General features: G+C 67.6%; 23 protein-coding genes and 1 tRNA gene. 14 read left to right on the top strand and 10 right to left on the bottom strand.

Annotation, left to right across the window (positions count from 1 at the left end; all coding sequences use genetic code 11):
• The first annotated feature begins 83 nt into the window (after window positions 1-83).
• Window positions 84-857, top strand: a complete 774-nt coding sequence (locus AC5LXX_RS12845; protein ID WP_493409691.1) for an SDR family oxidoreductase — start codon at window positions 84-86, stop codon at window positions 855-857.
• 165 nt (window positions 858-1022) lie between these two features.
• Window positions 1023-1958 (top strand): LysR family transcriptional regulator, encoded by a 936-nt coding sequence (locus AC5LXX_RS12840; protein ID WP_493409690.1) that lies wholly within the window; start codon window positions 1023-1025, stop codon window positions 1956-1958.
• A 23-nt stretch (window positions 1959-1981) separates the two neighbouring features.
• Here AC5LXX_RS12840 and AC5LXX_RS12835 read toward each other — a convergent pair whose 3' ends face one another.
• Complete coding sequence (locus tag AC5LXX_RS12835) at window positions 1982-2911, bottom strand: LysR family transcriptional regulator (protein WP_493409689.1); 930 nt, start codon at window positions 2909-2911, stop codon at window positions 1982-1984.
• Between the two features lie 70 nt (window positions 2912-2981).
• On the opposite strand from AC5LXX_RS12835, the gene AC5LXX_RS12830 reads away from it, so the two are divergent.
• A complete protein-coding gene (locus tag AC5LXX_RS12830) occupies window positions 2982-3872 on the top strand; it encodes an alpha/beta fold hydrolase (protein ID WP_493409688.1) in 891 nt (296 codons plus the stop codon).
• 21 nt (window positions 3873-3893) lie between these two features.
• On the opposite strand, the gene AC5LXX_RS12825 is transcribed toward AC5LXX_RS12830, so the two are convergent.
• From AC5LXX_RS12825 to AC5LXX_RS12810, 4 genes are all read right to left on the bottom strand, one after another.
• Window positions 3894-4061, bottom strand: coding sequence for a hypothetical protein (locus tag AC5LXX_RS12825; protein WP_493409687.1), 168 nt, complete (start codon window positions 4059-4061; stop codon window positions 3894-3896).
• 154 nt (window positions 4062-4215) lie between these two features.
• Window positions 4216-4300, bottom strand: a tRNA-Leu gene (locus AC5LXX_RS12820).
• 92 nt (window positions 4301-4392) lie between these two features.
• Window positions 4393-5550: an ABC transporter substrate-binding protein gene (locus AC5LXX_RS12815; RefSeq protein ID WP_493409686.1), complete on the bottom strand. Its 1158-nt coding sequence runs from the start codon at window positions 5548-5550 to the stop codon at window positions 4393-4395.
• A 64-nt stretch (window positions 5551-5614) separates the two neighbouring features.
• Entirely contained in the window at window positions 5615-6556 is a 942-nt protein-coding gene (locus tag AC5LXX_RS12810; protein WP_034186287.1) for a CysB family HTH-type transcriptional regulator, read from the bottom strand.
• Window positions 6557-6770: 214 nt separating this feature from the next.
• On the opposite strand from AC5LXX_RS12810, the gene AC5LXX_RS12805 reads away from it, so the two are divergent.
• From AC5LXX_RS12805 to cobA, 6 genes are all read left to right on the top strand, one after another.
• Entirely contained in the window at window positions 6771-8450 is a 1680-nt protein-coding gene (locus tag AC5LXX_RS12805) for a nitrite/sulfite reductase (protein WP_124456181.1), read from the top strand.
• A gap of 25 nt (window positions 8451-8475) precedes the next feature.
• Window positions 8476-9012 carry a DUF934 domain-containing protein gene (locus AC5LXX_RS12800; RefSeq protein ID WP_493409685.1) on the top strand — a complete coding sequence of 179 codons (537 nt, stop codon included), beginning with the start codon at window positions 8476-8478 and terminating at the stop codon, window positions 9010-9012.
• On the top strand, window positions 9009-9752 hold the full coding sequence (locus AC5LXX_RS12795; protein ID WP_493409684.1) for a phosphoadenylyl-sulfate reductase: 744 nt from the start codon (window positions 9009-9011) through the stop codon (window positions 9750-9752). The genes AC5LXX_RS12800 and AC5LXX_RS12795 overlap by 4 nt, the downstream gene beginning before the upstream one ends.
• 76 nt (window positions 9753-9828) lie before the next feature.
• On the top strand, window positions 9829-10791 hold the full coding sequence (cysD, locus tag AC5LXX_RS12790; protein WP_124456178.1) for a sulfate adenylyltransferase subunit CysD: 963 nt from the start codon (window positions 9829-9831) through the stop codon (window positions 10789-10791).
• Between the two features lie 22 nt (window positions 10792-10813).
• Entirely contained in the window at window positions 10814-12130 is a 1317-nt protein-coding gene (locus AC5LXX_RS12785) for a sulfate adenylyltransferase subunit 1 (RefSeq protein ID WP_124456177.1), read from the top strand.
• An 86-nt stretch (window positions 12131-12216) separates the two neighbouring features.
• Window positions 12217-12966: a uroporphyrinogen-III C-methyltransferase gene (gene cobA, locus AC5LXX_RS12780; RefSeq protein WP_493409683.1), complete on the top strand. Its 750-nt coding sequence runs from the start codon at window positions 12217-12219 to the stop codon at window positions 12964-12966.
• 83 nt (window positions 12967-13049) lie between these two features.
• Here the strand turns inward: cobA and AC5LXX_RS12775 are convergent, their stop codons facing one another.
• From AC5LXX_RS12775 to lptF, 3 genes are read right to left on the bottom strand one after another with little or no spacing between them, the layout of a single operon-like run.
• Window positions 13050-13433, bottom strand: coding sequence for a sirohydrochlorin chelatase (locus AC5LXX_RS12775; protein ID WP_493409682.1), 384 nt, complete (start codon window positions 13431-13433; stop codon window positions 13050-13052).
• Window positions 13434-13460: 27 nt separating this feature from the next.
• The gene (gene lptG / locus AC5LXX_RS12770; RefSeq protein WP_059531803.1) at window positions 13461-14609 is read right to left on the bottom strand and encodes an LPS export ABC transporter permease LptG; all 1149 of its coding nucleotides are present in this window, start codon (window positions 14607-14609) and stop codon (window positions 13461-13463) included.
• Between the two features lie 3 nt (window positions 14610-14612).
• A complete protein-coding gene (lptF, locus tag AC5LXX_RS12765; protein ID WP_124456173.1) occupies window positions 14613-15704 on the bottom strand; it encodes an LPS export ABC transporter permease LptF in 1092 nt (363 codons plus the stop codon).
• Between the two features lie 122 nt (window positions 15705-15826).
• Between lptF and AC5LXX_RS12760 the strand changes: the two genes are divergently transcribed.
• From AC5LXX_RS12760 to AC5LXX_RS12750, 3 genes are read left to right on the top strand one after another with little or no spacing between them, the layout of a single operon-like run.
• Entirely contained in the window at window positions 15827-17338 is a 1512-nt protein-coding gene (locus AC5LXX_RS12760; RefSeq protein WP_059233439.1) for a leucyl aminopeptidase, read from the top strand.
• A gap of 34 nt (window positions 17339-17372) precedes the next feature.
• Entirely contained in the window at window positions 17373-17789 is a 417-nt protein-coding gene (locus AC5LXX_RS12755; protein ID WP_021160787.1) for a DNA polymerase III subunit chi, read from the top strand.
• A gap of 25 nt (window positions 17790-17814) precedes the next feature.
• The gene (locus AC5LXX_RS12750; RefSeq protein WP_493409681.1) at window positions 17815-18558 is read left to right on the top strand and encodes a DUF2486 family protein; all 744 of its coding nucleotides are present in this window, start codon (window positions 17815-17817) and stop codon (window positions 18556-18558) included.
• 151 nt (window positions 18559-18709) lie between these two features.
• Here the strand turns inward: AC5LXX_RS12750 and AC5LXX_RS12745 are convergent, their stop codons facing one another.
• Together AC5LXX_RS12745 and ilvD are read right to left on the bottom strand one after the other, a co-directional pair.
• Complete coding sequence (locus tag AC5LXX_RS12745; protein WP_493409680.1) at window positions 18710-19036, bottom strand: c-type cytochrome; 327 nt, start codon at window positions 19034-19036, stop codon at window positions 18710-18712.
• A gap of 127 nt (window positions 19037-19163) precedes the next feature.
• Complete coding sequence (ilvD, locus tag AC5LXX_RS12740) at window positions 19164-20837, bottom strand: dihydroxy-acid dehydratase (RefSeq protein WP_493409679.1); 1674 nt, start codon at window positions 20835-20837, stop codon at window positions 19164-19166.
• A 134-nt stretch (window positions 20838-20971) separates the two neighbouring features.
• Here ilvD and AC5LXX_RS12735 point away from each other — a divergent pair, with 134 nt between their 5' ends.
• A complete protein-coding gene (locus AC5LXX_RS12735; protein ID WP_493409678.1) occupies window positions 20972-21886 on the top strand; it encodes a LysR family transcriptional regulator in 915 nt (304 codons plus the stop codon).
• Window positions 21887-21974: 88 nt separating this feature from the next.
• Window positions 21975-22865 (top strand): prolipoprotein diacylglyceryl transferase, encoded by an 891-nt coding sequence (gene lgt / locus AC5LXX_RS12730; protein ID WP_493409677.1) that lies wholly within the window; start codon window positions 21975-21977, stop codon window positions 22863-22865.
• Window positions 22866-22951: the final 86 nt, after the last annotated feature.

Raw genomic sequence — 22951 nt, 5'->3', positions numbered from 1 at the left:
AATCCATCCAGCCGCGACCGGCTGACCGGCGCGTCGCGCGTGCCTACACTCCTAGCTTCGTTCAACGAAAAAAGGAGTCAACCGTGGCAACTCACACGCTCGCAGACAAGGTCGTCCTGATCGCAGGCGGCGCAAAGAATCTCGGTGGCCTGATCGCGCGGGACCTGGCGAGCCACGGCGCGAAGGCGGTGGCGATCCACTACAACAGCGCGGCGTCGCAGGCGGAGGCCGAGGAGACGGCCGCTGCGGTACGCGCAGCCGGCGCGGAAGCCGCCACGTTCCAGGCCGACCTGACCACGGCCGCAGCGGTCGAGAAGCTGTTCGACGACGCGAAGCAGCGCTTCGGCAAGATCGACATCGCGATCAACACGGTCGGCAAGGTGCTGAAGAAGCCGTTCACCGAGATCAGCGAGGCCGAGTACGACGAGATGTTCGCGGTCAACAGCAAGTCGGCGTTCTTCTTCATCAAGGAAGCGGGGCGGCACCTCGAGGATCACGGCAAGCTCGTCACGCTGGTGACGTCGCTGCTCGGCGCGTTCACGCCGTTCTATGCGGCATACGAAGGGTCGAAGGCGCCGGTCGAGCACTTCACGCGCGCGGCGTCGAAGGAGTACGGCGCACGCGGGATCTCGGTGACGGCCGTCGGGCCGGGCCCGATGGATACGCCGTTCTTCTATCCGGCCGAAGGCGCCGACGCGGTCGCGTATCACAAGACGGCCGCCGCGCTGTCGCCGTTCAGCAAGACGGGCCTGACCGACATCGAGGACGTCGTGCCGTTCATCCGTCATCTCGTGACCGACGGCTGGTGGATCACGGGCCAGACGATCCTGATCAACGGCGGCTATACGACGAAGTAACCGGGCCGCTCACGCGTCGCGCGGCGCACCGCAATGGCGCGTTTGCGTGGACAATGCACGGGCGTGCAGCCGCGAGGCCGCACGCTCGTTTTCCTTGTGCCGCCGACCTTGCCGCGATGCGCGGCGGCGCGCGGCGACGGTCGTCCGAACCCACGTTCCCTGCCGATGGACAAGCTGGATCAGGTCAGAATCTTCCTGCAGGTTGCCGAAATGGGCAGCTTCATCAAGGCCGCGCATGCGCTCGACGTGCCGCGCGCGACCGTGTCGGCGGCCGTCCAGCAGCTCGAGACGGGGCTCGGCACGCGCCTCCTGCATCGCACGACGCGCCAGGTGCAGCTCACTGCCGACGGCGCGCTGCTGCTCGAACGCGGCCGGCGCCTGCTTGCGGAAGCCGACGAGCTCGACCGCCTGTTTCGCCGGCGCGACCGCGACGTCGTCGGGCGGCTGAACGTCGACGTGCCGAGCCGGATTGCGCGCCGCGTCATCGCGCCCGCGCTGCCGTCGCTGTTTCACCGCTACCCGAAGCTGCAACTGTCGCTCGGCTCGACCGACCGCTCCATCGACCTCGTGCAGGAAGGCGTCGACTGCGCGATCCGCGTCGGGCGGCTCGCGGACAGCAGCCTCGTCGTGCGGCCGCTCGGGCAGTTCACGCTGATCAACTGCGCGAGCCCCGACTACCTGCGCGAATGCGGCGTACCCGAGCATCCGGATGCGCTCGCGCACGGGCACTGGGCGATCGGCTATGCGTCGCCGACGACGGGGCGCGAACTCGGGTGGGAATACTGCGCGGACGGGCAGCGGCATACGCTGACGCTGCCGAGCCGCGTGATCGTCAACAACGCGGAAACCTATATCGCCGGCTGCATTGCCGGCATGGGGCTGATCCAGATTCCGCGGTTCGACGTCGAGCATCTGCTGGAAAGCGGCGCGCTCGTCGACGTGATGGCGGGTTACCGCGCCGAGCCGATGGACGTGTCGGCCGTGTATCCGCACCGGCGCCATCGGTCGCGCCGGCTCAATGCATTCATCGAGTGGTTCGGCGAGTTGATGGCCGATGCGCTGACGGGGACGGCGGCCGGACCGGGCGCGGAAGGCGACTGACCGGGGCGGCGGCCGCGCATGTTTCAGTCGCCCGGCGCCGCGAACTGCCTGCCGCGTCCGGCGTCCCGCACCGCGTCGATCAACGCGGCGCCGGGGCCGTCGGGTTTCGCCGAGAACGCGTAGAAGCGCGCGGCCGGCAGCGCGGGCAGGCCGTCCTGCGGCCCGCATTCGCGCAGGCCGTCGCGCAGCTGGCTGCGCGCGAGCGCGGTGACCGCGAAGCCGGCGAGCGCGGCCGACACGCAGCCGGCCATGCTGCTGCTCTCGAACAGCACGCGGAACGGCCGCAGCGCGGCGGCGAGCGCCGCGACGGCCGCTTCCCGATAGACGCACGGCTGCGGAAACAGCGCGAGCGGCACTTCGCTGCCTGCGTCTAGCGCGCGGTCCGACGCGAAGGCCCACACGAGCGGCTCTTCCCACAGCAATTCACCCGGCGTGTCGACCTGCCGGCACTGCTTGCCGAATACGACATCGAGCCGGCCGAGCGTCTGTTCGCGCAGCAGCGATGCGGTGATCCCGACCTTCAGCTCGATCGACGTCCGCGGATGGCGGTCGCGGAACGTGCGCAGCACGTGCGGCAGCCACGCGCCGGCGAAGTCCTCCGACGCGCCGACCCGCAGCGGCCCGTGCGCCGGCGCGCCGCGCAGCCGCGCGCGCACTTCGCGCTCCATGTCGACGATGTTGCGCGCATACGCGTACAGCGTGTCGCCGGCCGGCGTGAGCGCGATACGGCGCGTCGTGCGCGCGAGCAGCACGGTGCCGGCCGCCTGTTCGAGCCGCTTGATGTGACCGCTGACGGCCGACGGCGTCAGCGCGAGACGGTCGGCGGCCGGCGCGAACCCGCGGCTGTCGACGACTTCGAGGAAGGTGCGCAGCAGCGTGATGTCGAGCGCGGTCGACGCGGGATCGGTCAGTTCCATCGGTCGATTCAACGCGAAATTCAAGGAATGAATCATGATACTCCGTGAATTGTGATGAAAGGCCGGCCTACCATCGTGCGCTCAGGCTGACTCAATGGAGTGCACGATGACGACCTATGCGCATGCGACGACCGCGTCGCTCGATATTGGCTATCTCGAATGGAACCCGCGCGGCGAGCGCGTGGCCGTGCTGCTGCACGGCTGGCCGGACAGCGCGGTCGGCTGGGAGCCGGTGGCCGCGTCGCTCGCCGCGCGCGGCTATCGCGTGCTGGCGCCCGCGCTGCGCGGCTTTGCGCCGACGCGTTTTCGCGATGCAACCGTGCCGCGCAGCGGCCAGCTCGCGGCGCTCGGCCGCGACCTGCTCGAATTCATCGACGTGCTCGGCGTCGAGCGGCCCGTGCTGGTCGGGCACGACTGGGGCGCCCGCGCGGCGGCGAACGCGTGCGGGCTGCGCGACGGTGCCGCGTCCCATCTCGTGATGCTGTCGGTCGGGTACGGTACCAACGATCCCGGCCAGCCGATGTCGCTGCAGCAGGCGCGCAACTACTGGTATCACTGGTTCATGGCGACGCCGCGCGGCGAGCAGGCGCTGCGCGACGACCGCCGCGCGTTCACGCGCCTGATGTGGGACACGTGGTCGCCGCCCGGTTGGTATCGCGACAGCGATTTCGACGCGGCAGCCGTCGCGTTCGACGGGCCCGACTGGATCGACGTCGTGCTGCATTCGTACCGGCAGCGCTGGGGTTTCGCGCCGGGTACGCCGGCCTATGCCGACGACGACGCGCGGCTGAACCCGGCGCCCGTGCTGGCGGTGCCGACGCTCGTGCTGCACGGCGGCGCGGACACCTGCAATCATCCGGACAGCTCGGCCGGGCGCGAGCGGTTCTTCGCCGGGCGCTACGCGCGGCAGATCCTCGACTCGGTCGGACACTTTCCGCAACGCGAGGCGCCGGCGGCCGTCGCGGACGCGATCCTGCGGTTCTGCGAGCGCGACTGAACGCACGGCCGTCCGAGCCGGTCATTCGGTGCGGTGTGGAATGTCGTCCGGGAACGGATAGGGCGCATGAGGCCCCGGCCAGTCGGGTACGGGCGGCTCGCGGAGCAGGTCGCATCCGCCCAGCAGGATCGACAGCAGCGCGGCGAGCACGCCGACGCGAAGCGGGATTGAAACGACGCGCCTGGGCATGGCTTGCCTCCGTGCTGCGTTCCCTGATGATGCTTGGACTGTCGCGGGAGGGCGTGCGTTGCGGCCGGCATCGCGTGCGGCCAAAACAAAAAACCCGCGAAGCGGCGAGCTTGCGCGGGTTTCGACGGTGCAGCGCGTGGACGCTGCGAAAGACTGGTGCCCAGGGCCGGAATCGAACCGGCACGCCTTGCGGCGGGGGATTTTGAGTCCCCTGCGTCTACCAATTTCACCACCTGGGCTTGTTCCAGACCGCGCAGCCAGTGCGCGGCGAAAGGCGGATTATGGCGGAAATCCGGATGTCGGGCAAGCCACCCGGTCATTCAGCCGCAAGTCACTGGCTCAGGTACACGAACCGGCCCTGCTTCACGATCCCCATCACGCTCGCGCGCTGATCCAGCCCCACATGATCCTTGTCGCTCGTGTTGACGACGCCGTTCGGCACGACGAGTTCGTGCGCGCGTTCGAGTTCGTGCCGCAGCGCCGCGCGGAACGCAGGCGTGCCGGGCTGCGCGGCCTTCAGCGCGCGGCCGACCGCATCGGCGAGGCGCGGGTAGACGCCCGCCGCGTCGCCCGCGAACTGCGTGACCGTGCCGGCGCCGTACTTCGCCTCGTACGCGTCGACGAACGCGAGCGCGGCCTTGCGGGCCGGATGGTCGGCCGGCAGCGTGCGCGCGACGACCACCGGCTGGGTCGGGAACAGCGTGCCGTCGACGTCCTTGCCGCCGAGCTTGATGAATTCCGGCGTCGCGATGCCGTGCGTCTGGTAGATCGGGCCCTTGTAGCCGCGCTCGATCAGCGTGCGCTGCGGCAGCACGGTCGGCGTGCCGGCACCCGCGATCAGGATCGCGTCGGGCTTCGCCGCGATCAGCTTCAGCGCCTGGCCCGTGACGCTCGCGTCGGTGCGGTTGAAGCGCTCGGTCGCGATGACGTGGATCTTGCGCAGGTCGGCGAAGCGCGTGAACTCGTTCAGCCAGCTGTCGCCGTAGCTGTCCGCGAAGCCGATGAAGCCGACCGTCTTCACGCCGTGGTTCGCCATGTAGCGCGTCATCACGTCGGCCATCGCGCGGTCGCTCTGCGCCATCTTGAAGGCCCAGGTCCGCGCGCCTTCCTGCGGCTCGACGATCGAGCCGGAGCCGACGAGCGTGATCATCGGCGTCTGCGCGGCGGCCACCGGGTCGAGCGCCGCGAGCGCGGCCGGCGTGATGTTCGGCCCGACCACGACGTCGACGTGATCCTCGTCGACCAGCTTGCGGATGTTGCGCACCGCGGTACCGGGATCGGACGCGTCGTCGAGCACCGTCACCTGCACGGGCTGCCCGGCGATCGTCTTCGGCCACATCAGGATCGCGTTCTTGCTCGTGATGCCGATCGCGGCGGCCGGGCCGGTCGACGACAGGTCGACGCCGACCTTCAGGTCGGCATGCGCGGCCGCGCAGGCCAGCACGAGGGCGGCGCCGGCGGCGCGGCGCAACAGGGCGGGAAGCGTCATGCGGGAATCTCCGTCGGGCAGCAAAAAGGGGCGCGACAGGCGCCCCTGTATTTATACAGGCCGGTCAAAGCTCGTACGATTCGGATTCGCCCTTGAGCGCCTGCTCGATCAGCTTGCGGTTCAGCGTCGGCGACAGCAGCTCGACGAGCGTATACACATAGCTGCGCAGGTAGGCGCCCTGCTTGAGCGCGACGCGCGTCACGTTGCTGCCGAACAGGTGGCCGACCGGGATCAGCCGCAGGTTGCGGTCGCGCTCCGGGTTGAACGCGATGTCGGCCATGATGCCGACGCCGAGGCCGAGTTCGACGTAGGTCTTGATCACGTCGGCGTCGATCGCCTCCAGCACGATGTCCGGCGACAGCCCGCGCAGCGCGAACGCGTGATTGATCTTCTTGCGGCCCGCGAACGCGTCGTCGTAGGTGATCAGCGGGTACTGCGCGAGATCGTCGAGCGTCGGCGGCTTGCGTTCGAGCAGCGGATGATCGGCCGGCACGACGGCCGCGTGGTGCCACTGGAAGCAGGGCAGCGACACGAGTTCCTTGTAGTCGGAGATCGCCTCGGTCGCGATCGCGAGATCGGCCTGGTCGTGGATCACCATCTCGGCCACCTGCGTCGGGCTGCCTTGCAGGATCGACAGGTGCACCTTCGGGAAGCGCTTCTTGAATTCGGCGATCGCGGCCGGCAGCGAGTAGCGGGCCTGCGTGTGGGTTGCGGCGATGGTCAGGTTGCCCTGATCCTGTGCGGCATAATCCTTCCCGACCCTTTTAAGGCTTTCAACCTCCTGCAGAATCCGCTCGACGGACGCGAGGATGATCCTGCCCGGCTCGGTGAGCGAGCGCACGCGCTTGCCGTGCCGCGTGAAGATCTCGACGCCGAGCTCGTCCTCGAGCTCGATGATCGCCTTCGATACCCCCGGTTGGGACGTGTAGAGCGCCTTCGCGGCCTCGGTGAGGTTGAAATTCTGCCGGACGGCCTCGCGCACGAAGCGAAATTGGTGCAGGTTCATTTATAACCCTTCCGCATATCAACAGAATTTTTTAGTCGTTTGAAATATAAGGCGAGTTTATTACGATTCACCGGAGTTTTTCAAATATGGATATCTGTTTTCGTCATTAGCAATCCATCCGCCAGCGGATGGGGGCGGTGACGGCGGAACGGAGATTCGGGCGCGACGTGGCTAGGACGTCGCGCGGTCACCACGAAAACCCTGGGGTCCCCGAATGTATCAGTACGACCAATACGACCAGACGATCGTCGACGAGCGTGTCGCGCAGTACCGCGATCAGGTGCGCCGCCGGCTGTCGGGCGAGTTGAGCGAAGAAGAATTCCGTCCGCTGCGCCTGCAGAACGGCCTGTACATGCAGCGCCACGCGTACATGCACCGCATCGCGATTCCGTACGGCAACCTGCGCAGCGACCAGCTGCGGATGCTGGCGCGCATCGCCCGCGAACACGACCGCGGCTACGGCCACTTCTCGACCCGCTCGAACATCCAGTTCAACTGGATCGAGCTGGAAGACACGCCCGAGATCCTCGCGAAGCTCGCGTCGGTGCAGATGCACGGCATCCAGACGTCGGGCAACTGCATCCGCAACATCACGGCCGACCAGTTCGCCGGCGTCGCGCAGGACGAAGAGATCGATCCGCGCCCGTGGTCGGAGATCCTGCGCCAGTGGTCGACGTTCCATCCCGAATTCGCGTGGCTGCCGCGCAAGTTCAAGATCGCGGTGTCGGGCTCGAAGCATGATCGCGCGGCCGTGCAGATCCATGACCTCGGCGTGTACCTGAAGAAGAACGCGCAGGGCGAAGTGGTCGCGAGCATCCTCGCGGGCGGCGGCCTCGGCCGTACGCCGATCGTCGGCGCGGTGATCAAGGAAGACCTGCCGTGGCAGCACCTGCTCACGTACTGCGAAGCCGTGCTGCGCGTGTACAACCGCTACGGCCGCCGCGACAACCTGTACAAGGCGCGGATCAAGATCCTCGTGAAGGCGCTGTCGCCGGCGAAGTTCGCGCAACAGGTCGAGGAAGAGTGGCAGCACCTGAAGGACGGCCCGTCGACGCTCACGCAGGCCGAGCTCGACCGCGTGTCGCAGTACTTCACGCCGCCGGTCTACGAGAAGCTGGCCGATACCGACGCTTCGTTCGAACAGCATCTGCTCGAGAACAAGGCGTTCGCACGCTGGGTCGAGCGTAACGTCGCGCCGCACAAGGTGGCCGGCTATGCAGCGGTCACGCTGTCGCTGAAGGATCACCGCGTGGCGCCGGGCGATGCGACCGACGCACAGATGGACCTGGTGGCCGACTGGGCCGATGCGTACTCGTTCGGCGAGCTGCGCGTGTCGCACGAGCAGAACCTGATTCTCGCGAACGTGAAGAAGCGCGACCTGTTCGAGCTGTGGGAAAAGGCGAAGGCGGCCGGTTTCGCGACGCCGAACATCGGCCTCCTGACCGACATCATCGCGTGCCCGGGCGGCGACTTCTGCTCGCTCGCGAACGCGAAGTCGATCCCGATCGCGCTGGCGATCCAGCAGCGTTTCGACGATCTGGACTATGTGTACGACCTCGGCGACCTGTCGCTGAACATTTCCGGTTGCATGAACTCGTGCGGTCACCACCACGTCGGCAACATCGGCATCCTCGGCGTCGACAAGGACGGCGCCGAGTGGTACCAGGTGTCGCTCGGCGGCGAGCAGGGCACGGGCCGCAACGGCGCGCGCCTCGGCCGCGTGATCGGGCCGTCGTTCTCGGCGGACGAAGTGCCGGACGTGATCGCGAAGCTGATCGACACGTTCGTCGAGGCGCGCATCGACGGCGAGCGCTTCGTCGACACGTACGACCGCATCGGCATCGCGCCGTTCAAGGAGCGCGTGTATGCGGCGCGCCAGGCAGTGAACGCGTAACCAACCGGGTACAAGGAATTTGCAGATGGCTTCGATTATCAAGAACCGCGCAGTGATCGACGACGCATGGCAGGTCGTGCGCGCGGCGGAAGACGGTGCGCTGCCCGCGGTCGGCGCATTGCCGGCCGGCAAGGTGCTGGTGCCGTTCGCGTTGTGGCAGGCCGAGCGCACGGCGCTCGTCGCCGCGAAGACGAAGGATGAACTCGGCGTATGGCTCGCGCCGGACAGCGAGCCGGCCGATCTCGTGGCCGACTTCGGCGCGATCGGGCTGATCGCCGTCGATTTCCCGCGCTTCGCGGACGGCCGCGGCTACAGCATCGCGCGCCTGCTGCGCGAGCGCCACGGCTGGACGGGCGAACTGCGCGCGATCGGCGACGTGCTGCGCGACCAGTTGCTGTACATGTCGCGTTGCGGCTTCGACGCATTCGCGGTGCGCGCCGACAAGGACATCCACGACGCGCTGAACGCGTTCACGGAATTCACGCAGCGTTACCAGGGCGCGTTCGACGAGCCGGCGCCGCTGTTCCGCCGCCGCGCGGCCGACGCGAAGGTGAGCGCATGAGTGCCGCCACCGCGCTGACGCCGGAACTCGCCGCGAAGGTCGAGCGCCTCGACACGCTGCTCGCGCAGATCGGCGCCCGTCACGACAAGGTGAAGTTCGCGAGCAGCCTCGCGGCGGAAGACATGCTGCTCACGCACGCGATCCTGTCGAAGGGCGTGTCGATCGGCATCTTCTCGCTGAACACGGGCCGCCTGCACGCGGAAACGCTGGGCATGATCGACCGCGTGCGCGAGCGCTACGGCTACGAGATCGAGCAGTTCCACCCGCAGCAGGACGCGGTCGACCAGTATGTGGCCGAGCACGGCCTGAACGCGTTCTACGAAAGCGTCGAGCTGCGCAAGTCGTGTTGCCACATCCGCAAGGTCGAGCCGCTGAACCGCGCGCTGGCCGACGTCGGCGCGTGGGTCACCGGCCAGCGCCGCGAGCAGTCGGTCACGCGGGCCGAGCTGCACGAGGAAGAACAGGACGAAGCGCGTGGGATCGCGAAGTACAACCCGCTGGCCGACTGGACGGAAGCCGACGTGTGGGCGTACCTTGATGCGTTTGACGTGCCGGTCAACCCGCTGCATGCTCGCGGCTACCCGAGCATCGGCTGCGAGCCGTGCACGCGGGCGATCCGTCCCGGCGAGGACAGCCGCGCGGGCCGCTGGTGGTGGGAATCGCGCGATACGAAGGAATGCGGCCTGCACATCACGATCACGCCGATTCCTGCGGAAGCCGAAACCGGCGCCACGCACTGAAAGCCCGACAAGAAACTGAATATTGCGCCGCCTGCGACAGCGGGCGGCACGAACCCAGAAGAGAAGGACTGAAATCATGAGCACGACGCTCGAGCAATCCGCCTTTGCCCCGGCCACCGGTGCGGACAGCCGCATGGGCCACCTCGACTGGCTCGAAGCCGAGTCGATCCACATCCTGCGCGAACTGGTTGCCGAGTGCAGCAAGCCGGCGCTGCTGTTCTCGGGCGGCAAGGATTCGGTCGTCGTGCTGCATCTGGCCCTGAAAGCGTTCGGCCTCGGCGCGAACCGCAAGACGACGCTGCCGTTCCCGCTCGTGCACATCGATACGGGCCACAACTACGAGGAAGTGATCGACTTCCGCGACCGCCGCGCGCAGGAACTGGGCGCCGAGCTGGTCGTCGGTCACGTCGAGGATTCCATCAAGCGCGGCACGGTCGTGCTGCGTCGCGAAACCGATTCGCGCAACGCCGCACAGGCCGTTACGTTGCTCGAGACGATCGAAGCGCACGGCTACACCGCGTTGATCGGCGGCGCGCGCCGCGACGAAGAGAAGGCGCGGGCGAAGGAACGCATCTTCTCGTTCCGCGACGAATTCGGCCAGTGGGATCCGAAGGCGCAGCGCCCGGAACTGTGGAGCCTGTACAACGCCCGCCTGCACAAGGGCGAGCACCTGCGCGTGTTCCCGATCTCGAACTGGACCGAACTCGACGTGTGGCAGTACATCGCACGCGAAAACCTCGAGCTGCCGTCGATCTACTACGCGCACCAGCGCGAGATCGTGCGCCGCAACGGGCTGCTCGTGCCTGTCACGCCGCTCACGCCGATGCGTGACGGCGAGTCGAGCGAGCTCGCGCAGGTGCGCTTCCGCACGGTCGGCGACATCAGCTGCACGTGCCCGGTCGAGAGCGACGCGGACGACGTCGAGAAGATCATCGCCGAGACGGCGGTGACCGAGATCACCGAGCGCGGCGCGACCCGGATGGACGACCAGGCCTCCGAAGCCGCGATGGAACAGCGCAAGAAGCAAGGTTATTTCTGAAGCACACGAGGACATTCACATCATGAGCATCATCGAGAACACCGAAGACCTCGGCGTGTTGCGTTTCATCACCGCAGGCAGCGTCGACGACGGCAAGAGCACGCTGATCGGCCGCCTGCTGTACGACAGCAAGGCCGTGCTGTCCGACCAGCTGTCCGCGCTGTCGCGTGCGAAGAACAAGCGCACGGTCGGCGACGAGCTCGACCTCGCGCTGCTGACCGACGGGCTGGAAGCCGAGCGCGAGCAAGGCATCACGATCGACGTCGCGTACCGCTATTTCGCGACCGCGAAGCGCAAGTTCATCATCGCCGATACGCCGGGCCACGAGCAGTACACGCGCAACATGGTGACCGGCGCGTCGACCGCGCATGCGGCGATCATCCTGATCGACGCGACGCGCGTCACGATCGAGAACGGCGTCGCGGAACTGCTGCCGCAGACCAAGCGGCACAGCGCGATCGTCAAGCTGCTCGGGCTGCAGCACGTGATCGTCGCGATCAACAAGATGGACCTCGTCGATCACAGCGAAGCACGCTTCAACGAGATCCGCGACGCGTACGTCACGCTCGCGAAGCAGCTCGGCCTGACCGGCGTGCGCTTCGTGCCGGTGTCGGCGCTGAAGGGCGACAACATCGTCGGCGCGAGCGAGCGCATGCCGTGGTACGCAGGCGAGCCGCTCCTCGACCTGCTCGAGTCGCTGCCGGTCGAGACGCAGGCGCATGACGCGCTGCGCTTCCCGGTGCAGTGGGTCGCGCGCCAGGACGGCAGTTCGGCCGACGATTTCCGCGGCTACATGGGCCGGATCGAATCGGGCGAAGTGAAGGTCGGCGACGAAATCGTCGTGCTGCCGTCGAACCGCCCGGCGACGGTCGCCGAGATCGTCGCGCCGGTGCCGGGCGGCACCGCGTCGGTCGCGCACGCGTTCGCGGGCCAGACGGTGACGATCCGCCTCGGCGAGGATGTCGACGTGTCGCGCGGCGACATGTTCGTCACGACCGCCGAGCCGGTCGAGCCGGCCAAGAAGCTCGAGGCCGACCTGTGCTGGTTCGACGAAACGCCGCTGTCGCCGCAGCGCAAGTACCTGCTGAAGCAGACCACGAGCACGGTGTTCGCGAAGGTCGGCGCGGTCAAGCAGGTGCTCGACGTGCATACGCTGTCGCACGCGACCGACCGCCACGACCTGAAGATGAACGACATCGGCCGCGTCGCGCTGACGCTGCAGAAGCCGATCGTTTGCGACACCTACGATGCGCATCCGGGCACGGGCGCGTTCGTCCTGATCGACGAGGCGACGCACCACACGGTCGCCGCCGGCATGATCCGGGCGTTCTCGGCGTAATCGTCAATCTGCGCGGCACACCGCGTCGCCGTACGGCGGCGCGGGCCGTGAGCAAACGTCCGCACGGACGAAGCGAAGCGACAAACATGGGCAAGGTGTATCTGATCGGAGCGGGACCGGGCGCGGCGGACCTCATCACGGTGCGCGGCGCGCGCCTGCTCGCGCAGGCCGACGTCGTGCTGCACGACGCGCTCGTCGAGCCCGCGATGCTCGACTACGCGCCGAACGCGCGCCGGATCGCGGTCGGCAAGCGCTGCGGGCAACGCTCGACCGCGCAGCACTTCATCAACAAGCAGATCGTCGATGCGGCGCGCGAGCACGCGTGCGTCGTGCGGCTGAAGGGCGGCGATCCGATGCTGTTCGGCCGCGCGGAAGAGGAAATGCGTGCGCTCGAGGCGGCCGGCATCGACTACGAGGTCGTGCCGGGCATCACCGCGGCGCTGGCCGGTGCGGCGACGCTGAAGCGTTCGCTGACGTTGCGCGGCGTGTCGCGCAGCGTCGCGTTCGCGACGCACAGCCGCGCGCCGGGCAGCGACGAAATCCGCGAAGCCGCGCGTGCCGATTCGATCGTCTACTACATGGGCCGCGACAGCGCGCCCGGCATCGCGCAGGAACTGATCGACGCAGGCCGTGCGCCGGCGACACCCGTCGCGATCGTCGAGGCGTGCAGCACCGCGCGCGAGCGCTCGCTGACGCTGACGCTCGAGCAGATGGCGGCAGGCGACGCGCAGGCGTGGCTCGATCCCGCGGAACCGAGCCTGCTGATGATCGGCGATGCGTTTGCCGAGCGCGCCCGGCAGGCGAAAGCGGGTGATCCGATGCGGAATGCCGCCTGAGCGCGGTTCGACTGCAGTCCGAAACGAAAAAAGCGCTGGCGGATGTGCCGGCGCTTTTTCTTTGTGTACGGGCGCTACGCGGCTTACGCGTCGCTGCCGAGCTGGTCGATGCAGTAGCGGGCGATCGCGTCGAGCACGCCGTCGTCTTCGCCGACGGCCGTCGCGCAGCGGATCTCGACAGCGGGATGGGCGGCGCGGCACGCATCGACGAGCTGCGGCAGGTCGCGGCGGACATGGCCGCCCTGACCGAAGAACACGGGCACGACGGTGATGCGCGTGCAGCCGGCGGCGACTTGCGCGGCGACGGCGTCGGCGAGCGACGGCGTCATCAGTTCGAGAAACGCGAGCGACACGTGCGGGGCAGGGGAGCCGGCGCCGCGCAGCCGCGCGGCGAGCCGCTCGAACGGCTCGGCCCAGCGCGGATCGCGGGCGCCGTGGCCGAACAGGACGATGCCGTGCGAACTCATGTCGAAGCCTCCGTCGTCACGCGGCACTCAGTGCCGGTCGACCCACTTGAGCGCGAACAGGCCGAGCGCGAGATAGATCAGGCCAGGGGTTGCCGCGGTGAGCGGCGCGGGCCACGTGTTCAGCGTGCCGATGTGCGAGAACAGCGTATTGAGCAGCTGGAAGCTCATGCCGAGCATGATACCGCCGAACACCTTCACGCCGACCACGCCCGCACGCGTATGCAGGTACGCGAACGGCAGCGACAGCACGAGCATCACGAACACCGCGAACGGATACAGCAGCTTGCGCCACAGCGCGATGTCGTAGCGCTGCGTGTCCTGCTGGTTCTCGCGCAAGTGCTGGATGTAGCGGAACAGGTTGATGATCGACATGCGCTCCGGCGACACGAGCAGCACCGACAGGATCTGCGGCGTCAGGTCCGAACGCAGCCGGTATTCGGGCAGCGACACCTGCTGCGACCGGTACACGGGGTTCAGCGCGTCGGCCGGCTGGCCGCTGATCGGCTTGATCGGCGTGAGCTCCGTCTCGGAGACGCCCTTCAGCAGCCAGTGGCCGGGCGGCTCGTAGCGGCCCGTCTGCGCGATCCGCACGTTCTGCAGCTGGAACTTCGAGTCGAATTCGTAGATGCGCACGTTGCTGATCGTCGAGTCGGGCGACAGGCTGCCGACGTTGACGAAGCGCGTGACCTGCTCGCCGTTCTCGCGCGCCGCGAGCGTGTCCTTCACCCACACGCCCGACTGGAAGTTCGACGACACCGACGCGCCGAGCGCCTGCAGCCGCACGCGTTCGGACAGCTGGTCGGCGTACGGGCCGACGAATTCGCCGATCAGGTAGGTGACGATCACGAGCGGCACGCCGATCTTCAGCAGCGAGCGGAGTGCCTGGTTGGTCGCGAGGCCCGACACGCGGAAGATCGTGAATTCCGAGTTCGCGGCCATCTGCGCGAACACGTAGATCGCGCTGATCAGCGCGGCGACCGGGATGATCTCGTAGAAGCGCGACGGCGTCTGCAGCGCGACGCGCAGCACCGCGTAGCCGAACTTGTAGTTCCCGTGCCCGACCGAATTCAGTTCGCTGATCAGGTCGAAGAAGAAGAACAGGCCCGAGAACGCGAACAGGATGAAGACGAACGTGATGTAGATCTGCCGCGCGAAGTACTTTTCATAGAGCCGCATCGATCATGCTCCCGAGCGGCCGAACAGCGCGCGTGTCAACAACGGACGATTGCGCACGCGCAACCAGAAGATCACGGCGACGATCGCCGCGACGAGCGCATGCAGGCCGACCAGGCCGACGCCGAACGACATCTTGCCCTGCTCGATCTGCGCCTGCACGACGTTCAGCAGGTTCGAGTACGTGAGGTAGATCAGCACGGCCATCACGAGGTTGATCGTGCGGCTGCGGCGCGGGTTCTGGTACGACAGCGGAATGCCGAGCACCATCAGGTTGATCGCGATCAGCGGCAGCCCCGCGCGCCACGCGAATTCCGCGAGGTTGTCGCGCGTCGGGTTGCGCAGCAGGTCGAGCGTCGGCGTGCTGTTGGTGGTCGGTACGTTGGTGACCGGGGTGCTCGTGATCTTCACGCCGTAGCGTTCGAACTCCATGATCTTGAAGTTCGGCTGGCCGGGCGTGCCGTCGTAGCGGCGGCCGTCCTCCAGGACGACGAAGCGGCTGCCGTCGTGCGTTTCCGTGTGACCCGTCTGCGACACGACCACGTTGACCTTGCCGTTCTCGGTCGACGTGACGAACACGTTCTGCACCTTGCTCTGGTCGGGCGTCATCTTCTCGATGAAGAACACGCGGTGGTTCGTGGCCGACTCGCGGAACTGGCCCGGCGCGAGCAGCGAGATCTCGTCGCGCTGCTGGAAACGCGCCTTGATCATCTTGCTCTGCTGGTTCGACCACGGCCAGCCGACGAACGCGAAGAAGGCGATCAGCAGGACGATCGGCGTGGCGAACACGCCGATCGGCTTGATGAGGCGCGTGAGGCTCACGCCCGACGCGAGCCAGACGACCATTTCGGAGTCCCGGTACCACCGGGTCAGCACGAACAGGATCGACACGAACAGCGTGACGACGAGCATCACGGCGAGGTAGCCGATCACGGTCAGGCCGATCAGCACGAGCACGTCCCGCGGATCGATTTCACCGGACGCGGCATAGCCGACGATGCGGATCATCATCGTCGTGAGCATGATCGTGAGCAGCACCATGAACACGGCGCCAGCCGTATACGCAAGCTCGCGCTGGAGGGAGCGTTCGAAGATCATTCTTGATGAGAAGAGGGCGGGAGGCTGCGCACGCGTGGTGGAGCGCTCGCGCCGCCACGGGAAAAATAGCGGATAATTGCGGCTTTCATCCTTAGCCCAGATTTTATCCGAGGACAAGCGCGATGGACTTTAGCATAAAAGGCTGTGATTGGAGCAAAGGCGAGGCCAAGGGGTTCCTGACCGGGAAGTCCGACTGCATCGTGCTCGGCATCTTCGAGGCGCAGACGCTTTCCGGCGCGGCGCTCGACATCGACACGGCCACCAAGGGGCTCATTTCGCGCGTGGTGAAGGCCGGCGACATGGACGGCAAGCGCGGCAAGACCCTGTTCCTGCACGAAGTGTCGGGCATCGGCGCGTCGCGCGTGCTGCTCGTCGGCCTCGGCAAGCAGGATGCTTTCAATCAGAAAGCCTATAACGACGCGGTGACGGCCGCGTGGCGCGCGCTGCTGGCGACCAAGGTGGTCCAGGTCACGTTCTCGCTCGCGCAGCTGCCGGTCGACGAGCGCAGCTCGGACTGGGGCGTGCGTGCCGCGATTCTCGCGCTGCGCAACGAGACCTACCGCTTCACGCAGATGAAGAGCAAGCCGGAACCGGCGTCGCACACGCTCAAGCGTGTCGTGTTCAGCGTCGACCCGGCCGACGAGAAGGCTGCAAAGGTCGCGGTCAAGCAGGCTGTCGCGCTCGCGAACGGGATGGATCTGACCCGCGATCTCGGCAACCTGCCCGGCAACGTCTGCACGCCGACCTACCTCGGCAACACCGCGAAGAAGATCGCGAAGGATTGGGGCCTGAAGGCCGAAGTCCTCGGGCTCAAGCAGATCCAGGCGCTGAAGATGGGTTCGTTCCTGTCGGTCGCGCGTGCGTCGGTCGAGCCGCCGCAGTTCATCGTGCTGCACTACCAGGGCGCCGCCGCGAAGGCCGCGCCGGTCGTGCTGGTCGGCAAGGGCATCACGTTCGACACGGGCGGCATCTCGCTGAAGCCGGGCGAAGGCATGGACGAGATGAAGTACGACATGTGCGGCGCGGGCTCCGTGCTCGGCACGATGCGCGCGGTTGCCGAGATGGGCCTGAAGATCAACGTCGTCGCGATCGTGCCGACCTGCGAGAACATGCCGGGCGGCAACGCGACGAAGCCGGGCGACATCGTCACCAGCATGAAGGGCCTGACGATCGAAGTGCTGAACACCGACGCCGAAGGCCGCCTGATCCTGTGCGACGCGCTCACCTATGCCGAGCGCTTCAAGCCGGCAGCGGTGATCGACGTCGCGACGCTGACGGGTGCGTGCGTGATCGCGCTGGGCGGCCACAACAGCGGCCTGTTCTCGACCAACGATGCGCTCGCGGGCGAACTGCTCGACGCATCGCGCGAGGCGAACGACCCGGCATGGCGCATGCCGCTCGACGACGAGTACCAGGACCAGCTGAAGTCGAACTTCGCGGATCTCGCGAACATCGGCGGGCGTCCGGCCGGCGCCGTGACGGCCGCGTGCTTCCTGTCGCGCTTCACCGAGAGCTATCCGTGGGCTCACCTCGACATCGCGGGTACCGCATGGAAGGGTGGCGCGGCGAAGGGTGCGACGGGCCGTCCGGTGCCGTTGCTCGCGCAGTTCCTGATCGATCGCGCCGGCCAGTGATGGCGGTGCTGACGACGATGCGGGTACGCGGGCAATGACGCGGATCGATTTCCACTCGAACGTCGGCGATTCGCTCGCATACGCGTGCCGGCTGCTGCGCAAGGCCTACCAGGCCGGGCAGCCGGTCGTCGTGCTCGCCGAGCCCGCGCGCCTGCGCGCGCTCGACGAGCGGCTCTGGACGTTCTCGCCGCTCGATTTCATCCCGCATTGCGGCGTCGACAGCGAGCACGCAGCCGGCACGCCGATCGTGCTGGCCGCCGATCTCGATCGTGCGCCGCATCACCACGTGCTGCTGAACCTCGGCGCCGCCGTGCCCGCGCAGTTCGCCCGCTTCGAGCGCCTGCTCGAAGTGGTCGGCAACGCGCCGGACGAGCTGGCCGCGGGCCGCGACCGCTACCGGTTCTACCGCGACCGCGGATACGCGCTGAACAACTACAAGCAGGGCAGCTAGCCGCAACCGTCGACGGAGTGTTGCCGTGACAGAAGCCGATTCATCCTCGATCCCGACGCTGACCGACGTGCTGGTGCCCGGCAAGCCGGTGCCGGCGCGCGCGTCCGCGCCCGCCGCGCCGCAGCCGCACGGCCATCCGGCGATTCCGGTGCTCACCGACGTGGTCGCGCCGGGAGATTCCCTGAAAACCGGGGCCTACCCCGAAACCGACGTCGTCATCGAGCCGGTGCCGACGCTGCACGTGCCGGCGATCGAGTTGCCTGGCGACGTGGCGGCAGCCGAGGCGGCGGCGATGGGCGAGACCGATGCGCCGGCCGAAACCGGCGCCGCGGAGCACGTGGTCGCCGAAGATGCGGCCGTAATGAATGCGCCGCTGCGGTCGTCGCTGGCCGACGATGGCGTGCCGCAGCACGCGTTTGCCGCGATGACACAAGGAGCGGCCGGGCAGGTGCCTGAGACGGCGCTGCCGGAGGCCGTCGTACCGGCCGGCGTGCCGCTGCCGGATGCGGGCGCCGCAGCGGGGCTGACGCCGGAGGATGCGCAGCATATCGCCGAGCGCCTGCGCAATCGGTTGACGAACTATCTGACCGGTGCGGGCCGCGACGCGATCGAGGCACGCTGCCGTGACGCGCTGCATGAGCATTCGGCCTGGCTCGTGGGCCAGGTCACGCGCGAGGTGGCGCTCGCGCTGGAAACCGAGGTGATGGACTGGGTCCGCGACGCGGTCGATGAAGAGATCGCGCGCCGCCGCGCCGGCCGTTCCGGCTGAATGTGCGGCCCGCACGGGCGATCCGTGGTGGAAAAGAGGGTGCGGTTCCAGTAGGTACAGGCGAGGCGGCCGTCAGGGCGCCGGTCGGTCGGTGCAGGCCCGCCTGCCGGCAGCGCCCGGTACAACGGCGATCGCCGTCCGGGCATCCGCTTCAGCGCACCGACAGCACCCATTGCGCGAGCGTGTGGGCTTCGGTGTTCGACAGCTGCGTATTGGCGGGCATCGGCACGCTGCCCCATACGCCGACGCTGCCTTTCACGATCGATTGGGCCAGGTAGTCGACGGCGTCGCCGCGCGCCGAGTACTTGCCGGCGATGTCGTGGAACGACGGGCCCATCAGCGGCTTGCTCACCGCATGGCAGGCCATGCAGTTCCTGCGCTGCGCCAGCGCGAGTCCGTCGGCCTGGTCGGCACGCGCGGCCGCTGCGCTGCCGGTCAGCAGCATCACGAGCAGCGCGCGCAATATCGTCTGTTTCATGCGGTTCTCCGCCGGCGGGGACAGCCGGCTTCATGGTCCGCGCATTATAAAAGCAAAGGGAAAGCGCGTTTTGCGCGTTTCCCCGGCGGCCATGTTTATTGGGGACGCATGTAGCGGCGGGCTGCCGTCAACCCGTGACGGCCCCCTTGTTCGCCGGCCGTGCGAGCGCCGCGAATTTCGCGAGCACGCCGCGCGTGTAGCGCGGTGCCGGCTGTTGCCACGCGGCGCGGCGGCGCGCGAGTTCCGCATCGTCGACATTCAGTTGCAGCAGCAGCCGGTGCGCGTCGATCGTGATCGAGTCGCCTTCCTGCACGAGCGCGATCGTGCCGCCGACGAACGCCTCGGGCGCGACGTGGCCGACCACCATCCCCCAGGTGCCGCCCGAGAAACGGCCGTCCGTGATGAAGCCGACCGATTCGCCGAGCCCCTTGCCGATGATCGCGGACGTCGGCGCGAGCATTTCCGGCATGCCGGGGCCGCCCTGCGGGCCGAGATAGCGCAGCACGAGGATGTCGCCCGCGCGGATCCGGTCGCCGAGGATCGCGTCCATCGCGCTCTGTTCGTCGTCGAACACGCGGGCCGGGCCCGTGATCACCGGGTTCTTCAGGCCGGTGATCTTCGCGACCGCGCCGTCTTCCGCGAGATTGCCCTTCAGGATCGCCAGGTGGCCTTCCTTGTACAGCGCGCGGTCGATCGGGTAGATCACGTCCTGGTCGGCGCGCGGCACGCTCGGCACGTCCTTCAGCTCGTCGGCGATCGTGCGGCCCGTGATCGTCATGCAGTCGCCGTGCAGCAGCCCCGCATCGAGCAGGATCTTCAGCACCTGCGGAATCCCGCCGGCCTGGTGCAGGTCGGTCGCGACATACTTCCCGGACGGCTTCAGGTCGCAGATCACGGGCACGCGCTTGCGGATGCGCTCGAAGTCGTCGATCGTCCAGTCGACCTCGGCCGCGTGCGCGATCGCGAGATAGTGCAGCACCGCATTGGTCGAGCCGCCCGTCGCCATGATCACCGACACGGCGTTCTCGATCGCTTCCTTCGTGATGATGTCGCGCGGCTTCAGGTCGCGCTTCACGGCCTCGACGAGCACGCGCGCCGATTCGGCGGCCGAATCGACCTTCTCCTGGTCGGGGTTCGCCATCGTCGACGAATAGAGCAGCGACATCCCGAGCGCCTCGAACGACGAGCTCATCGTGTTCGCGGTGTACATGCCGCCGCACGAGCCCGACGTCGGGCATGCGTTCTTCTCGACCCCATCGAAATCCTCCTGCGACATCCGGCCCGCGGTGAATTCGCCGACGGCCTCGAACGACGACACGATCGTCAGGTCCTTGCCCTTCCAGTGGCCGGGGCGGATCGTGCCGCCGTACACGTAGATGCCCGGCACGTTCAGGCGCGCGAGCGCGATCATCCCGCCCGGCATGTTCTTGTCGCAGCCGCCGACCACCACCACGCCGTCCATCCATTGGCCCTGCACGCAGGTCTCGATGCAGTCGGCGATCACCTCGCGCGACACGAGCGAGTACTTCATCCCCTCGGTGCCCATCGACATGCCGTCCGAAATCGTCGGCGTGCCGAAGATCTGCGGGTTCGCGCCGGACGCCTTCACGGCGTCGACGGCCGCGTCCGACAGGCGCTGCAGGCCGGAATTGCAGGGCGTGATCGTCGAATGGCCGTTCGCGATGCCGACCATCGGCTTGTCGAAATCGTCCTTCTGGTAGCCGAGTGCGTAATACATCGAGCGGTTCGGCGAACGGGCCACGCCTTGCGTGATGTGCTTCGAGCGACGGTTGTACGACATGGGGGACTCCATCGTTGTGTGGGCGTCGCTCGTGAGGGCGCGCCGGTTCGGATCAATCAAGAATGGAGTTTCCGGATTGGGATGTCCAATATATTATTTGTGGCTTATTAAGTCGTTTTACGAATGAATCGAGCATGGCCGATCCGACACCCGATCTGCGCCAGTGGCGCTATTTCATGACTGTCGCCGACGAGCGCCATTTCGGCCGCGCGGCCGAACGCCTGTCGATGACGCAGCCGCCGCTGTCGCAGGCGATCCGCGCGCTCGAGGACACGCTCGGCGTCGCACTGTTCGTCCGCACCAAGCGCTCGGTGGCGCTGACGGCGGTCGGCGCGGCGCTGTTGCCCGACGTGCGCCGGCTGCTGGCGTCGGCCGATGCGCTGCCGCCGCTGGCGCGGCGGCTCGCGCGCGGCGAGGCCGGCTCGCTGTCGCTCGCGTTCGTATCGACCGCCGACTACGGGCTGCTGCCGTCGCTGCTGCGCGCGTTCGGCGCACGCTACCCGCAAGTGCGCCTGCAGCTCGCGGAGGCGACGAGCGACGTGCAGATCGACGAGCTCGTCGCCGGCCGCATCGACGCGGGGCTCGTCATTCCGCCGGTGCCGCCGCGCCATGCGGCCGGGCTGTCGTACCTGCCCGTGGTGCGCGAGCCGCTGGTGGTCGCGATGCCCGCTGCGGCGTCCGATGCGCCCGAAGACGCACCCGTGCATCTCGCCGAAGTGGCCGCGTTGCCGCTCGTGATCTTTCCGCGCCGTTTGGCGCCCGGCTTTTATGACATCATTACGGGCTGCTACGGCGCGGCGGGGGAGACCCCGCGCATCGGCCAGGAGGCGATCCAGATGCAGACGATCGTCAGCCTCGTGTCGGCCGGCATGGGCGTCGCACTGGTGCCGCAATCGCTGCGTAACCTGCGGCGCACCGGCGTGGTTTACCGGCCGCTCGCCGGTCCCGCGCCGGTCGTCGAGACCGGCCTCGTGTGGCGCACGGGCGACGTGAGCCCCGTGCTGGCCGGCTTCATCGACGTCGTGCGCGCGCAGGGCCTGGCCGCGTGACGTGAACGATGGTGCACCGGTGCCGTCCAATGCGCGGTGCTGCGCAGTGCGACAGCCGTACCGCATTCGAAAACTTCTTCGCTAACCCATGATCATTCACCCGAATTTCGACCCCGTTGCGATCCATCTCGGGCCGCTGGCCGTGCGCTGGTACGGCCTCATGTATCTCGTCGGCTTCATCGCGGCGATCGTCGTCGGCCGGATCCGTCTGAAGCTGCCGCACGTCGCGGCGCAGGGCTGGACCGCGAAGGACATCGACGACATGATGTTCTACGGCGTGCTCGGCACCGTGCTGGGCGGCCGGCTCGGCTACGTGCTGTTCTACAAGGCCGATTTCTATTTCTCGCATCCGCTCGACGTGTTCAAGGTGTGGGAAGGCGGCATGTCGTTTCATGGCGGCTTCCTCGGTGTCACGCTCGCGATGATGCTGTTCGCGTGGCAGCGCAAGCGCCACTGGCTGCAGGTCACCGATTTCGTCGCGCCGATGGTGCCGACGGGGCTCGCGGCCGGGCGGCTCGGCAACTTCATCAACGGCGAACTGTGGGGCCGCGTGACCGATCCGGCGGCACCGTGGGCGATGCTGTTCCCGGGCGCGATGCGCGACGATGCGGCGTGGCTGCCGAAGCATCCCGAGCTTGTCGAGAAGTGGCATCTCGCCGACGTGTTCATGCAATACCAGATGCTGCCGCGCCATCCTTCGCAGCTCTATGAAATCGCGCTCGAAGGTATCGTGCTGTTCTTCGCGCTGTTCTTCTTCTCGCGCAAGTCGCGGCCGATGGGCGCCGTGTCCGCGCTGTTCCTGATCGGCTATGGCCTCGCACGCTTCACGGTCGAGTTCGCGCGCGAGCCCGACGACTTCCTCGGCCTGCTGGCGCTCGGCCTGTCGATGGGGCAGTGGCTGTCGCTGCCGATGATCCTCGCGGGTGTCGCGCTGATGGTGTGGGCGTATCGCCGCCGCTCGGCAAACGCCGCGGCGTGATGCGAAATCGATGCGCGCGCAATCGACGCGTGCATCGACAACGCGCAGGCACATGAAAAACGCCGGCCCTCGGGCCGGCGTTTTTC

The organism is Burkholderia torrens, assembly GCF_984668525.1.
Note: the sequence above shows the minus strand (reverse complement) of the source record. Positions and strands in the feature narration are given on the sequence as shown.

Excerpts from the sequence above, each read along its gene's own strand:
- AC5LXX_RS12840 (WP_493409690.1), top strand. The coding sequence starts at position 1,023 with ATGGACAAGCTGGATCAGGTCAGAATCTTCCTGCAGGTTGCCGAAATG.
- AC5LXX_RS12835 (WP_493409689.1), bottom strand. The coding sequence starts at position 2,911 with ATGATTCATTCCTTGAATTTCGCGTTGAATCGACCGATGGAACTGACC.
- AC5LXX_RS12830 (WP_493409688.1), top strand. The coding sequence starts at position 2,982 with ATGACGACCTATGCGCATGCGACGACCGCGTCGCTCGATATTGGCTAT.
- AC5LXX_RS12825 (WP_493409687.1), bottom strand. The coding sequence starts at position 4,061 with ATGCCCAGGCGCGTCGTTTCAATCCCGCTTCGCGTCGGCGTGCTCGCC.
- AC5LXX_RS12815 (WP_493409686.1), bottom strand. The coding sequence starts at position 5,550 with ATGACGCTTCCCGCCCTGTTGCGCCGCGCCGCCGGCGCCGCCCTCGTG.
- AC5LXX_RS12810 (WP_034186287.1), bottom strand. The coding sequence starts at position 6,556 with ATGAACCTGCACCAATTTCGCTTCGTGCGCGAGGCCGTCCGGCAGAAT.
- AC5LXX_RS12805 (WP_124456181.1), top strand. The coding sequence starts at position 6,771 with ATGTATCAGTACGACCAATACGACCAGACGATCGTCGACGAGCGTGTC.
- AC5LXX_RS12800 (WP_493409685.1), top strand. The coding sequence starts at position 8,476 with ATGGCTTCGATTATCAAGAACCGCGCAGTGATCGACGACGCATGGCAG.
- AC5LXX_RS12795 (WP_493409684.1), top strand. The coding sequence starts at position 9,009 with ATGAGTGCCGCCACCGCGCTGACGCCGGAACTCGCCGCGAAGGTCGAG.
- cysD (WP_124456178.1), top strand. The coding sequence starts at position 9,829 with ATGAGCACGACGCTCGAGCAATCCGCCTTTGCCCCGGCCACCGGTGCG.
- AC5LXX_RS12785 (WP_124456177.1), top strand. The coding sequence starts at position 10,814 with ATGAGCATCATCGAGAACACCGAAGACCTCGGCGTGTTGCGTTTCATC.
- cobA (WP_493409683.1), top strand. The coding sequence starts at position 12,217 with ATGGGCAAGGTGTATCTGATCGGAGCGGGACCGGGCGCGGCGGACCTC.
- AC5LXX_RS12775 (WP_493409682.1), bottom strand. The coding sequence starts at position 13,433 with ATGAGTTCGCACGGCATCGTCCTGTTCGGCCACGGCGCCCGCGATCCG.
- lptG (WP_059531803.1), bottom strand. The coding sequence starts at position 14,609 with ATGCGGCTCTATGAAAAGTACTTCGCGCGGCAGATCTACATCACGTTC.
- lptF (WP_124456173.1), bottom strand. The coding sequence starts at position 15,704 with ATGATCTTCGAACGCTCCCTCCAGCGCGAGCTTGCGTATACGGCTGGC.
- AC5LXX_RS12760 (WP_059233439.1), top strand. The coding sequence starts at position 15,827 with ATGGACTTTAGCATAAAAGGCTGTGATTGGAGCAAAGGCGAGGCCAAG.
- AC5LXX_RS12755 (WP_021160787.1), top strand. The coding sequence starts at position 17,373 with ATGACGCGGATCGATTTCCACTCGAACGTCGGCGATTCGCTCGCATAC.
- AC5LXX_RS12745 (WP_493409680.1), bottom strand. The coding sequence starts at position 19,036 with ATGAAACAGACGATATTGCGCGCGCTGCTCGTGATGCTGCTGACCGGC.
- ilvD (WP_493409679.1), bottom strand. The coding sequence starts at position 20,837 with ATGTCGTACAACCGTCGCTCGAAGCACATCACGCAAGGCGTGGCCCGT.
- AC5LXX_RS12735 (WP_493409678.1), top strand. The coding sequence starts at position 20,972 with ATGGCCGATCCGACACCCGATCTGCGCCAGTGGCGCTATTTCATGACT.
- lgt (WP_493409677.1), top strand. The coding sequence starts at position 21,975 with ATGATCATTCACCCGAATTTCGACCCCGTTGCGATCCATCTCGGGCCG.